General features: G+C 42.8%; 16 protein-coding genes. All 16 read left to right on the plus strand.

Annotated elements, in window-relative coordinates; translation table 11 throughout:
• Positions 1-250: 250 nt before the first annotated feature.
• Positions 251-556 (plus strand): DUF4134 domain-containing protein, encoded by a 306-nt coding sequence (locus tag FM107_RS18070; protein WP_086949882.1) that lies wholly within the window; start codon positions 251-253, stop codon positions 554-556.
• An 11-nt stretch (positions 557-567) separates the two neighbouring features.
• Positions 568-900, plus strand: coding sequence for a DUF4133 domain-containing protein (locus FM107_RS18075; protein ID WP_086949883.1), 333 nt, complete (start codon positions 568-570; stop codon positions 898-900).
• A complete protein-coding gene (locus FM107_RS18080; RefSeq protein WP_086949884.1) occupies positions 897-3,401 on the plus strand; it encodes a TraG family conjugative transposon ATPase in 2,505 nt (834 codons plus the stop codon). The genes FM107_RS18075 and FM107_RS18080 overlap by 4 nt, the downstream gene beginning before the upstream one ends.
• A 26-nt stretch (positions 3,402-3,427) precedes the next feature.
• Complete coding sequence (locus FM107_RS18085) at positions 3,428-4,060, plus strand: DUF4141 domain-containing protein (protein ID WP_086949885.1); 633 nt, start codon at positions 3,428-3,430, stop codon at positions 4,058-4,060.
• A gap of 2 nt (positions 4,061-4,062) precedes the next feature.
• Positions 4,063-5,058: a conjugative transposon protein TraJ gene (gene traJ, locus FM107_RS18090; protein WP_086949886.1), complete on the plus strand. Its 996-nt coding sequence runs from the start codon at positions 4,063-4,065 to the stop codon at positions 5,056-5,058.
• 19 nt (positions 5,059-5,077) lie between these two features.
• Positions 5,078-5,701 carry a conjugative transposon protein TraK gene (gene traK, locus FM107_RS18095; RefSeq protein ID WP_086949887.1) on the plus strand — a complete coding sequence of 208 codons (624 nt, stop codon included), beginning with the start codon at positions 5,078-5,080 and terminating at the stop codon, positions 5,699-5,701.
• A 12-nt stretch (positions 5,702-5,713) separates the two neighbouring features.
• Positions 5,714-6,142: a hypothetical protein gene (locus FM107_RS18100; RefSeq protein ID WP_086949888.1), complete on the plus strand. Its 429-nt coding sequence runs from the start codon at positions 5,714-5,716 to the stop codon at positions 6,140-6,142.
• A gap of 19 nt (positions 6,143-6,161) precedes the next feature.
• Complete coding sequence (locus tag FM107_RS18105; RefSeq protein ID WP_086949889.1) at positions 6,162-6,449, plus strand: nitrogen regulatory IIA protein; 288 nt, start codon at positions 6,162-6,164, stop codon at positions 6,447-6,449.
• Positions 6,436-7,770: a conjugative transposon protein TraM gene (traM, locus tag FM107_RS18110; protein ID WP_086949890.1), complete on the plus strand. Its 1,335-nt coding sequence runs from the start codon at positions 6,436-6,438 to the stop codon at positions 7,768-7,770. The genes FM107_RS18105 and traM overlap by 14 nt, the downstream gene beginning before the upstream one ends.
• 87 nt (positions 7,771-7,857) lie before the next feature.
• Positions 7,858-8,751, plus strand: coding sequence for a conjugative transposon protein TraN (traN, locus tag FM107_RS18115; RefSeq protein WP_086949891.1), 894 nt, complete (start codon positions 7,858-7,860; stop codon positions 8,749-8,751).
• Between the two features lie 21 nt (positions 8,752-8,772).
• The gene (locus FM107_RS18120; RefSeq protein ID WP_086949892.1) at positions 8,773-9,333 is read left to right on the plus strand and encodes a conjugal transfer protein TraO; all 561 of its coding nucleotides are present in this window, start codon (positions 8,773-8,775) and stop codon (positions 9,331-9,333) included.
• A gap of 12 nt (positions 9,334-9,345) precedes the next feature.
• A complete protein-coding gene (locus FM107_RS18125; protein WP_086949893.1) occupies positions 9,346-9,795 on the plus strand; it encodes a DUF3872 domain-containing protein in 450 nt (149 codons plus the stop codon).
• Between the two features lie 114 nt (positions 9,796-9,909).
• Entirely contained in the window at positions 9,910-10,191 is a 282-nt protein-coding gene (locus tag FM107_RS18130) for a molybdenum ABC transporter permease (protein WP_086949897.1), read from the plus strand.
• 178 nt (positions 10,192-10,369) lie between these two features.
• A complete protein-coding gene (locus tag FM107_RS18135; RefSeq protein ID WP_086949894.1) occupies positions 10,370-10,678 on the plus strand; it encodes a helix-turn-helix domain-containing protein in 309 nt (102 codons plus the stop codon).
• A complete protein-coding gene (locus FM107_RS18140; protein ID WP_086949895.1) occupies positions 10,662-10,961 on the plus strand; it encodes a helix-turn-helix domain-containing protein in 300 nt (99 codons plus the stop codon). Before FM107_RS18135 ends, FM107_RS18140 begins: the two co-directional genes overlap by 17 nt.
• 285 nt (positions 10,962-11,246) lie before the next feature.
• Entirely contained in the window at positions 11,247-11,696 is a 450-nt protein-coding gene (locus FM107_RS18145) for a response regulator transcription factor (protein WP_086949896.1), read from the plus strand.
• Positions 11,697-11,793: the final 97 nt, after the last annotated feature.

Below are 11,793 nucleotides of genomic sequence, written 5' to 3' on the forward strand. Positions count from 1 at the left end.
GATTAACGCAAATTCTTTCATCTTTTTAAAATTTTATTGTTCGCCCTAATGACGACTGAACTTTCAAAATGGGGACAACACCACGTTGTTTTGTATATGCTAAGTTAAAAAAAACAATCTCATAAAGCCACACACAGCCAAACACTTCCTCTGACTGCCACTTTGTTAGACCGCCTCAATTTCCATAACACCTTTGTTCCGAAAGCCCACAAAGTGCGGGATAACAATAACAAATTAATGTGTTTCAATTATGGAAAAACAGAGAAAAAAAGTTTTGCTGGCAGCTATGGCAATGCTGTCAGGAATCGGTGCGTTCGCACAGGGAAACGGTTCGGCGGGTATCAACGAGGCTACGCAAATGGTAACAAGCTACTTCGACCCGGCAACCCAATTAATCTACGCCATCGGTGCGGTGGTCGGGCTCATCGGAGGGGTTAAGGTGTACAACAAATTCAGTTCGGGCGACCCCGATACGAGCAAGACTGCGGCAAGCTGGTTTGGTGCGTGTATCTTCTTAATCGTGGCGGCTACCATCCTGCGTTCATTCTTCCTTTAATCCTTTGCTTTATGAACAGTTACAACATAAACAAAGGCATCGGGCGGACGGTGGAATTTAAAGGTTTGAAAGCACAATACCTGTTCATTTTTGCAGGCGGACTGCTCGGTACGCTCATCTTCGTGATGATCCTGTATATGGCTGGTGTAAATTCTTACATCTGCCTGTTCCTCGGAGCAGGCGGAGCTTCGCTCATTGTGTGGCAGACCTTTTCACTCAACAGGAAGTATGGCGAACACGGGTTAATGAAAATCGGTGCGGGAAAAAGGCATCCCCGATACATCATCTGCCGCAAGCGGGTACACCGCTATTTAAAATTCACCCCTAAATCGAATGCCATATGAGAAACGTTGCAAAGACAACAACGCTGGAAAACAAATTTCCTTTGTTGGCAGTAGAAAACAACTGCATCCTGTCCAAAGATGCGGACATTACCGCCTGCTTTGCGGTTCGTTTGCCGGAACTGTTTACGGTAGCATCGGCGGAATACGAAGCTATTCACTCCGCCTGGCACAAAGCTATCAAGACGTTGCCGGATTTTACGGTCATCCACAAACAGGATTGGTACATCAAGGAAAACTATGCCCCCGATTTGGCAGAGGACAACCAAAGTTTTTTGGCTAAATCCTACCAACGCCATTTTAATGAGCGACCATTTCTGAACCATTACTGTTACCTGTTCCTGACCAAGACCACTAAGGAAAGAATGCGTATGCAAAGCAACTTCAGTTCGCTTTGCAAAGGTACGCTGATACCAAAGGAAATCAGGAACAAGGAAACGATACACCGCTTTATGGAAGCGGTGGCACAGTTTGAACGTATCGTAAACGATAGCGGTTTTGTAACCCTGCAACGTCTTACCGAAGACGACATTATCGGAACGGACGAAAAGCAGGGATTACTGGAACAATACCTTACGCTATCGAGGGATGCGGAGACACCGATGCAGGACATCGCACTCGGAACAGAAGAGGTCCGTATCGGGAACAAAAGGTTAAGCCTGCACACGCTTTCGGACACGGACGACCTGCCCGGAACGGTATCGGCAGATACCCGTTTTGAAAAGCTATCTACCGACCGTAGTGACTGTCGTCTATCATTCGCCGCACCTGTGGGCTTGTTGTTAAGCTGCAACCATATCTACAATCAGTATTTGTTTATAGACAACAGCGAAGACAACCTGCAAAAGTTTGAGAAATCCGCAAGGAATATGCACTCACTGGCTCGTTACAGCCGTGCCAACCAAATCAACAAAGAGTGGATAGAAAAGTACCTGAACGAAGCACATTCGTTCGGTCTTTCTTCCGTAAGGGCACATTTCAACATTATGGCGTGGTCGGAAGATCCTGCGGAGCTGAAACAGCTAAAGAATGATTGTGGTAGTGCGTTGGCATTGATGGAGTGTAAGCCTCGGCACAACACTACGGATGTAGCTACTTTGTATTGGGCAGGAATGCCTGGTAATTCGGGCGACTTTCCGAGTGAGGAAAGTTTTTACACGTTCATTGAACCTGCATTATGCTTCTTCACAGAAGAAACCAATTACCACAATTCGCCCTCGCCTTTCGGTATCAAGATGGCTGACCGTCTGACCGGAAAGCCTATACATCTGGATATATCGGATCTTCCGATGAAGCGTGGTATCATCACGAACCGGAACAAATTCATTTTGGGACCTTCGGGTTCTGGAAAATCTTTTTTTACCAATCACATGGTGAGACAATATTATGAACAAGGAGCACACGTATTGTTGGTAGATACCGGAAACTCGTATCAGGGATTATGCGAATTGATTAAAGGTAAAACAAAAGGCGAAGACGGTGTTTACTTCACTTATACAGAAGACAACCCGATTGCCTTTAACCCTTTCTATACCGATGACGGCGTGTTTGACATTGAAAAAAGAGAAAGTGTTAAGACTTTGATACTGACCTTATGGAAACGTGATGATGAACCGCCAACCCGTTCAGAAGAGGTTGCCCTTTCCAATGCCGTATCGGGCTACATTGAACGTATTAAAACGGATGATGTGTACCCATCTTTCAACGGCTTCTATGAGTATGTGCAGGGTGACTACCGTAAGGTGCTGGAGGAAAAACAGGTCAGGGAAAAGGACTTTGATGTTGCGGGTTTCCTGAACGTACTGGAGCCTTACTACAAGGGCGGAGAATACGATTATTTGCTTAACTCCGATAAACAGTTAGACCTGCTTTCCAAACGCTTCATCGTGTTTGAAATTGATGCCATAAAGGATCACAAAATTCTCTTTCCCATCGTGACGATCATCATTATGGAGGTGTTTATCAATAAAATGAGAAGGCTGAAAGGTATCCGTAAGCTCATACTAATTGAAGAGGCATGGAAGGCAATTGCGAAAGAAGGCATGGCGGAATACATAAAGTATCTCTTCAAAACGGTTAGGAAGTTTTTCGGTGAAGCCATCGTGGTAACACAGGAGGTGGATGATATCATCCAGTCGCCCATTGTCAAAGAAAGCATCATCAACAATTCCGATTGCAAAATCCTCTTAGACCAACGCAAGTATATGAACAAATTCGATGATATACAGGCGATGCTCGGCTTGACCGATAAAGAAAAAGCACAGGTACTTTCCATCAACATGAACAATGATCCTTCACGGCTTTACAAAGAGGTTTGGATTGGCTTGGGAGGCACGCACTCTGCGGTATACGCAACAGAAGTGAGTTTGGAGGAGTATCTCTCCTATACAACAGAAGAAACCGAAAAACTGGAAGTGATGCAGCTTGCCACGGAACTGGACGGCAATGTAGAACTCGCCATTAAGCATATCGCAATGCAAAGGCGGGACAAAGTAAATCAATAATCATTAACATTTTAAAATTCAAGAAAATGAACAAAATCCTTTTTATGGTGTGTACGGCATTAACACTCGCTGTAGCACCGTCCGCAAAAGCACAGTTTGTAGTAACTGACCCTGTAAATCTTGCATCGGGTATTCTCAACTCTGCAAATGAAATCATACAGACTTCCTCAACAGTATCCAATGTAATTAAAAATTTTAAGGAAGTGGAAAAGATGTATAAACAAGGTAAGGAGTATTACGACAAGCTGCAAGCTGTAAATAATCTCGTAAAAGACGCCCGTAAAGTACAACAGACCGTACTGCTTGTCGGTGACGTATCCGAAATGTATGTGCAGAATTTTGGTAAGATGATGAACGACCCGAATTTTTCTGCACAGGAATTGGCAGCTATTGCCAATGGCTATTCAGCATTACTGAATGAAAGTACAGAACTACTGAAAGAACTCAAACAAATTGTAAGCTCTTCCAGCCTTTCGCTGAACGACAAAGAGCGTATGGATATTATTGATAGAGTGTACAAAGAGGTAAAGGAATACCATAGTCTGGTACGCTATTATACCAATAAGAATATCTCTGTAAGTATTCTACGAGCAAAAAAGCAGAACAATACCAAAAGAGTGCTTGACCTATACGGAACCCCTAACCAAAAATACTGGTAGTTATGGAATTTCAAAATCTTCACGAAGTCCTACGGTCATTATATGATGAGATGCTCCCACTGTCCGCCGATATGGCGGCAGTGGCTAAAGGGGTAGCAGGCTTGGGAGCTTTGTTCTATGTCGCCATAAAAGTATGGCAGGCCTTAAGCAGGGCTGAACCGATTGATATGTATCCTTTGCTCCGCCCGTTTGGTTTGGGGCTTTGCATTATGTTTTTCCCAACTATCGTATTGGGAACCATCAATGCGGTCTTAAGTCCGGTGGTACAGGGTACACACGCCATCCTTGAAAATCAGGTGCTTGACCTTAACGATTTGCAGGCTAAAAAAGACCTGTTGGAACGGGAGGCGATGTTGCGAAATCCTGAAACAGCCTATCTCGTATCAAATGAGGAATTTGATAATAAGCTCGAAGAATTGGGCTGGTCTCCTGGTGATTTGATTACGATGTCGGGAATGTATATGGATAGGTTCGCCTACCAAACCGAACAGGCTATTAAGAATTGGTTTCGCAATCTGTTAGAGGTACTGTTTCAGGCGGCAGCTCTGGTTATTGATACCATACGGACGTTCTTTCTCATCGTCCTGTCCATACTTGGACCGATAGCCTTTGCGATAAGCGTGTGGGACGGTTTTCAGTCCACGCTTACGCAATGGCTGACCCGATACGTCAGCGTTTACCTATGGTTGCCTGTGGCAGACCTGTTTAGCTCTATGCTTGCCAAAATACAATCCCTCATTATCGAAAAGGACATAGCAATGCTTGCCGACCCGACTTACATTCCCGACACATCCAATACAGTGTATATCATTTTTATGATTATCGGTATCGTGGGGTACTTCACTATCCCGACGGTAACAGGCTGGATTATTCAGGCGGGTGGTGCGGGAAACTTTACCCGTAATGTAAACCAAGCTGCGATGAAAACCGGAAATATTGCAGGAGCAGGTGCAGGTTCGGCCGCAGGAAATATCGGTGGCAAGTTAATGGGAAAATAAAAAAATAAATTTTTAAAAAATGGAATTTAAAACATTAAGAAATATCGAAAACAGTTTTAGGCAGATACGGCTGTATGCCATTGTATTTGCTGTTCTCTGCATAACCGTGGTAGGATTTTCACTATGGAAATCCTACAACTTTGCAGACGAACAACGCAAAAAAATCTATGTGTTGGATAATGGAAAATCGCTGATGCTTGCCTTATCGCAAGATGCCAGCATCAACCGTCCTGTGGAAGCAAGGGAACACGTCAGACGGTTTCACGAACTGTTCTTTACGCTTGCACCCGATAAAAATGCCATCGAAAGCAATATGAAACGGGCTTTCAATCTTGCCGATAAAAGTGCCTTTGATTACTACAAAGACCTTTCGGAAAAGGGTTATTATAACCGCATCATATCGGGCAATGTACAGCAACGCATTGAGGTGGATAGTGTCGTATGCAACTTCGATAACTATCCGTATGCGGTACGAACCTATGCCAAACAATTCATTATCCGTTCGAGCAATGTAACCAGGCGTAACCTGATTACTTCCTGCTATCTCGTGAACTCTGTTCGGTCCGACAACAACCCGCAAGGCTTCAATATCGAAAAGTTTGCAGTGATTGAAAACAGGGATATAGAAGTCATCGAACGCTAAAAAAACAATTTTATGGAAGCATTATCAGATTTAAACACGTTTGCAAAAATCCTTACCGATAAAGGATATAACGGCTATTTCCATACGCAGGGTGCGTATGCCGGAAAGTTGAAAGACAGCATCGGGGAATACCTTGAAAGCTGCCAAAAAGGAACAGATAGTTTACCTAAACAGGATTTGTTACTGACAGGCTACCTGCAATGGTCGGGCGAAGACAAGCCAAGTGTACAATGCAGTATGTGGGTAAAATACCTGAACGGCAAATTTTCTCTCAACAGAATGGAGGTGGCAAGGAAAGACCAATTTGGGCAACTGCTAAAAAAATCGGAACTGGCAAACCTATCTGTAATATCTCTACCCAAAGCGGCTGAGGTAGTCGCTTTGGTCAATGAAGAACCGAAGCAAAAGGCAGGTCAAAGCCCTAAGCGTTTCAAGCTCTAACAACAGAAATAGTAAGGCTATGAAAAAACTAAGAGTAAATATGGACAGGTACTTTGACAAGCTGGATGAACACTGGCGGGCATTGCCCTTGCGGAAACAGCACCAATACACACTTTACTTTTTTGTGGGGTATCTACTGCTTACCGCAGGGGTTATTTTCAAAGTCTGGTATGATACCTCAAAGTCTGGTAACGATATGGTTATAGAGCATATCGAAAACCCTGTCCTCAGAAAAAGTGAAAGCCCTGCAAGATTGCAGGACACATTATCAACAATTCTAAAAAATAAGATTTATGAAAGAAAATGAGAACAAAAAGTCGGTTGTTCGGGTAACAGAGGGAAACCCGGCAGCAACCGCTGATGTGCTGCAAGACGGCACACAGAACAAAGCCGAAAAGCTCAAAAAGCCACTCATATTCGGTTTAATGGGAATTGTCTTTGTGGGTTGTATGTACCTCATATTTAAACCGTCCGCAGACAAAAATGAAATTGAGAACATCGGTCTGAACGATGCCGTACCAGAGGCTACCGGAGCAGGAATGCCTGCCGACAAAGGCAAGGCTTACGAGCTGGAAATGCTCGAACGCAAAGAGCAGGAAAAGCGTAATGCACTTACTACGCTTTCTGACTATTGGAATACTGAAGACAAAGAAGAGCCAATTGATGAATTTTCCGAAGAAGACGAAAGCAACAGCTATGGCGGTGGCAGAGGTTCGGAAAGAAACGGCAATCCTGCATTGGGCAGTTACCGCAATGCACAAAGCACATTGGGTTCATTTTATCAGGATGACAATGCTGAAACAATGGAACTCCGCAGGCAATTGGACGAGTTAAAAGAACAATTAGCTGAGAATGATGTGCCTAAATCCGTATCCGTTGATGACCAGCTTGCCCTGATGGAGAAATCCTACCAGATGGCGGCAAAGTATCTGCCAACGGGTACAAATCCGACAGAAGCTCCACCTGCTAAAAGCGCAGGTACGACTATGACAGGTTCAACTCAAAAAGAATATTTTGTAGCGTTTACACCGACAAGGAAAAACACCGTATCAGCCTTGTACCGTGAGCCTACCGACAGTGCCTTTTTAGCTGATTGGAGCCAGAACAAAAACCGAGGGTTTTATACTGCCGGCTCTATTGAGCAAGCGGCACAACCGAAAAACAGTATCAAAGCCTGTGTACACGATGCACAAACAGTTATCGGCGAAACTGGGGTACGATTGCGTTTGTTAGAACCTGCCCAAACGCCTCAACATACCATTCCAAAAGGAACGATTGTAACGGCTAATGCCAAATTGCAGGGTGGGCGATTACAGCTAAAAATTACTTCCATAGAATTGGAAGGCAACATCATTCCAGTTGATATAACCATTTACGATTTGGACGGACAGCAAGGTTTGTACGTTCCGTATTCGCCGGAAATGAACGCACTTACCGAAATGGCAGGCAATATGAGCCAGACTTCCGGAACAAGCGTGATGCTTACGCAATCTGCCGGGCAGCAGGTTGCCGCAGACCTTAGCCGTGGCGTAGTACAGGGTGTTTCGGGCTATTTCGCTAAAAAAGTAAGAACGCCAAAGGTTACGCTAAAAGCAGGGCATCAGGTCTTTCTTGTATCTAAAAATTAATGTTGAACACAAATAATTTAAACAATGAAACCAGTTCCGTGCAGCGGAACACGCTTCATTACCATTAAAAATTAAATATTAACGACAATGAAAAATCATTTAAAAACCTTTTGGGCGTTTGCCCTGATACTCGGCTTAGCCGTACAATCTTTTGCACAGGATAGTGCAAAATCTCCGCTTGCATTAGGCAAGATAGAACCGTATAAAATGGAAGTTACCTACGATAAGACTTCGCACCTGATCTTCCCGACCGCCATTCGTTATGTGGATTTGGGAAGCGAATACCTGATAGCAGGAAAGGCAGAAGATGCGGAAAATGTGTTGCGCGTAAAAGCGACGGTAAGGGATTTTGAAACCGAAACCAATTTTTCGGTTATCACGAATGACGGGCGTTTCTACAGCTTCAATGTGTATTACAGTGGGTATCCTGATGCGTTGAGCTATGACCTGCTCACAATGCAAAAGGCAGTGGACAAAGTAAACGGAAACGATGTGCTTTTTGAAGAACTGGGCAATAATTCGCCCTCACTGGCAGGCTTGCTTTTGGAAACGATTTACAAGAAAGATAAACGCATTGTAAAGCATATCGGGGCTAAGAGTTTCGGTATTCAGTTTATCTTGAAGGGTATCTACATACACAACGGCAAATACTATTTCCATACGGAAATAAGAAACCATACCAATGTGCCTTTCGAGATTGATTTTGTCAATTTCAAGGTGGTGGATAAGAAAGTAGCCAAACGCACCGTAGTACAGGAACGCCCGATGATACCGCTTAGGACCTACAAACCATTGGACGGCATTAGCGGAAAAACGACCGAAAAAAACGTGTTCCTGTTAGACCAATTTACCATTTCTGATGACAAGGTTCTACTGATTGAGATTTTCGAGAAAAACGGAGGCAGGCATCAAACGCTCCAGGCAGAAAATTCCGATTTAATCAAGGCTCGTTTGATTAGCGATATGCACCTGAAGTTTTAATAACCTTTTAAAGCAGATAATATGAAAAAGTATATCTATACCGTGATGCTCATCTTTATGGCCATCACGGTTACACAGGCACAAAGAATGTTACCTAAACAGAAAGGATTAGAAATAAGTGCAGGTGTATTATCCAATGATAAGATTGGTAATGATTATTGCATCAGTGCCGCAATGACCGTAAACGGCAAAAACGGGAACTATCAGCTTTGGGCATTGGAATACACGCACCAATACCACGATTATAAAGACCTCCGTATACCGCAGGAAACCTATACCGCAGAGGGCGGTTACAGTTTCTTCCTATTGGGCGATGCCCGTAAGAATATCACATTAAATTTCGGGATAACAGGTGTATTCGGTTATGAAACCATCAACCGGGGCGAAACAATGTTGTATGATGGAGCAAAAATTTTGAGTGAAGACAACTTCATTTATGGAGCAGGCGGTCGCCTCACTTTTGAAACGTACCTGTCAGACCGTTTTGTGTTAGTCCTGCAAGGGCGTACAAAGGTCTTGTGGGGTACGGATCTCGAGCAGTTCCGACCATCCGCAGGTGTAGGATTAAGGTTTAATTTTTAAAAAGTAAAAACAATGATAGCAATATTAAATAAATTCAGGATAGGATTAAGCCCGATATATGTAATGCTGGCAATCCTCACAGCTTCGGTAACTTTGGTATCTTGTAGCAAAGACGATCAACTCGAAATACAGAACGATTTCCCTTTTGAGGTCAAAGTAATGCCTGTACCCAAAGATGTTGCCATTGGGCAGACCGTTGAGATACGGATTACCGTACAGCGTAAAGGGAATTACAGCAACACGCAATATTTGCTCCGCTACTTCCAATTTGATGGTCAAGGCACATTACGGTATTATGACGAACCACCGTATTTGCCAAACGATTTGTACCTATTACCAAAAGAGCAATTCAGGTTGTATTACACATCTTCGTCCACAGTATCCCAATCCTTTGAGGTTTGGATTTCGGACAGCTTCGGAAATGAAAAACAAATCAGTTTTCAGTTCAACAATGCGGATTAAGGATAATAGAAATGAATGTTAAAACCGACTTTATACAGGTCGGTTTTTTGCTTTCCGGCTTTCGATGTACGCTGTTTTTTGTTTAAATTTACTGAAATTACAATCTTAATGGGTATGGATACAGTCACGGCTCAATTGGTGTTTGGTATTATTGTTATCGTTATTGCTATAGGGCTTATTTATTGGATAAACCGGAGGAAATTTTACAGGCGTAATGGTATGGGTGCAGAGGGCTTTTCGAGCTTTGAAGCATCTGTATTTACCCGTTTTATAGAACGTGTCGGCAAATGGATTGCCTATGCTTTAATTATTGTAGGTATTGTCTGTATATGGACTTATAACCAAATGAAAAAGGATAGGCAGGAAGTAAAAACTGAACAGCCAGCCCGACGCTGATACACATCTTCTGATAGCATTTGAAACAAATTCGGATCGCCCAAAAGGTTATCCGATTTTTTGTTTACAGAGGTAGTAAAGTGCCAAATACTGCCTTTCAAAGCCAATCAATACAACATTCCCCAACCCTTCAAAAAGCCTTGATAAATTCGACTTCCACAGAAAAATAGAGCAGACTATGGAAGTTATCGCAATACAAAAATCCGTATTAGAAGGAATGAAGAATGAGCTAAGGGAACTTTTGGAAATGACCGAAAATGCCACACGAAAATACACACCGATTTTCAAAGAGGAGCAATGGCTCGATAACCAGGAAGTGTGTTTGATGATGAACATTACCAAACGGACTTTGCAGACCTACAAGGACAAAGGCTTATTGCCCTATTCCAAACTGAACCGCAAGAATTATTATAAACGCTCGGACGTACAGGCTTTGCTCGAAGCCGGACAGCCGTACAATCCCAATGACAATGGATTTACTGACTAATGAAGCCGAAGAAATCATCGCCCATCAGGAGTTGATAATGCAGTTGAGGAGTCGTATAGAAGAAATACTGAAAAACTACCGTCCTGTAATGAACGGTGAAATTTATTTGTCGGGCGAAGATGTGTGTAGGCTGTTACATATCAGCAAACGGACTTTACAGCAATACAGGGACGATAAAATCCTACCTTATATACAAATAGGAGGCAAGATAATTTATAAGGAAAAGGATTTAATGAACGTACTGGAGCAGAACTATGTGTCTAATAACCCATCCTCCATATAGTCACCTTTTTATACTATTATGCTACTACATGATTGTGTATAAAGACGACTTTAGTATCTTTGCAAGGACATATAGAAAAAACTTAAAGTGTTTTTGCTTTAGGTCTCGATATTAGAAACTGGTAATTTTTATATCCCCGAGACAAATAAGTAAGAACGTTCATGCTATGGCGTGGGCGCTCGCTTATTCGGGGAAGGGCGTACCAGTGCCTTAATATCGATGAGTGTGGTTGCCTGCGCCTCTTTTTGTGCAGGGCTACACAACTTCAACTTAATTAGGCATGATATGGAAACTGGTACAACACAACAAAAAATTGCCCTCGCCTTTATCAATGATAAAAGCCCGATCTTGGATTTGACCCACAACGAACTCGTTGCTTCCGGGGTTGAAGTATTGTTCCGCTCTGAAAACATTGAAGACGGACTATCTCAATTATCAACGTTAAAAGAGCTTCCCGAAGTTTGCGTGATTGACCTCGATTTTTATGACAAGATTGTGTTGGCACAGCTTCAAGAATTAAGGACAAAATATCCCGCTATAAACTTGATTGCCCATAGTGATATTGATACCGAAAAAGCCGTGAAACCTCTTTTGGAAATTGGCTTTGCAGGTTATTTATTCATTGGTAGCGATACGAACGATTTTAAAAAAGCCATTGAGGGAGTTTCAAATGGTGGAAAATATTTTAGCGTGGGAGTAGCGGATATTGCACAGGAATATTTTGGCAATAAGTAACGTTCCGATTATAATAGCGTAAAATATCTGTCCTAATCAAGTGACGTTCTTTTGCTTCTCCTATGTTTGTATAATATAATCTAAGTGAGGAAAAGTG

The organism is Sphingobacterium sp. JB170 (assembly GCF_900163865.1).
Classification (GTDB): domain Bacteria; phylum Bacteroidota; class Bacteroidia; order Sphingobacteriales; family Sphingobacteriaceae; genus Sphingobacterium.

What these genes read in the sequence shown, in the direction of transcription:
- FM107_RS18070 (WP_086949882.1), top strand. Translation starts at nt 251, where the DNA reads ATGGAAAAACAGAGAAAAAAAGTTTTGCTGGCAGCTATGGCAATGCTG.
- FM107_RS18075 (WP_086949883.1), top strand. Translation starts at nt 568, where the DNA reads ATGAACAGTTACAACATAAACAAAGGCATCGGGCGGACGGTGGAATTT.
- FM107_RS18080 (WP_086949884.1), top strand. Translation starts at nt 897, where the DNA reads ATGAGAAACGTTGCAAAGACAACAACGCTGGAAAACAAATTTCCTTTG.
- FM107_RS18085 (WP_086949885.1), top strand. Translation starts at nt 3,428, where the DNA reads ATGAACAAAATCCTTTTTATGGTGTGTACGGCATTAACACTCGCTGTA.
- traJ (WP_086949886.1), top strand. Translation starts at nt 4,063, where the DNA reads ATGGAATTTCAAAATCTTCACGAAGTCCTACGGTCATTATATGATGAG.
- traK (WP_086949887.1), top strand. Translation starts at nt 5,078, where the DNA reads ATGGAATTTAAAACATTAAGAAATATCGAAAACAGTTTTAGGCAGATA.
- FM107_RS18100 (WP_086949888.1), top strand. Translation starts at nt 5,714, where the DNA reads ATGGAAGCATTATCAGATTTAAACACGTTTGCAAAAATCCTTACCGAT.
- FM107_RS18105 (WP_086949889.1), top strand. Translation starts at nt 6,162, where the DNA reads ATGAAAAAACTAAGAGTAAATATGGACAGGTACTTTGACAAGCTGGAT.
- traM (WP_086949890.1), top strand. Translation starts at nt 6,436, where the DNA reads ATGAAAGAAAATGAGAACAAAAAGTCGGTTGTTCGGGTAACAGAGGGA.
- traN (WP_086949891.1), top strand. Translation starts at nt 7,858, where the DNA reads ATGAAAAATCATTTAAAAACCTTTTGGGCGTTTGCCCTGATACTCGGC.
- FM107_RS18120 (WP_086949892.1), top strand. Translation starts at nt 8,773, where the DNA reads ATGAAAAAGTATATCTATACCGTGATGCTCATCTTTATGGCCATCACG.
- FM107_RS18125 (WP_086949893.1), top strand. Translation starts at nt 9,346, where the DNA reads ATGATAGCAATATTAAATAAATTCAGGATAGGATTAAGCCCGATATAT.
- FM107_RS18130 (WP_086949897.1), top strand. Translation starts at nt 9,910, where the DNA reads ATGGATACAGTCACGGCTCAATTGGTGTTTGGTATTATTGTTATCGTT.
- FM107_RS18135 (WP_086949894.1), top strand. Translation starts at nt 10,370, where the DNA reads ATGGAAGTTATCGCAATACAAAAATCCGTATTAGAAGGAATGAAGAAT.
- FM107_RS18140 (WP_086949895.1), top strand. Translation starts at nt 10,662, where the DNA reads ATGGATTTACTGACTAATGAAGCCGAAGAAATCATCGCCCATCAGGAG.
- FM107_RS18145 (WP_086949896.1), top strand. Translation starts at nt 11,247, where the DNA reads ATGGAAACTGGTACAACACAACAAAAAATTGCCCTCGCCTTTATCAAT.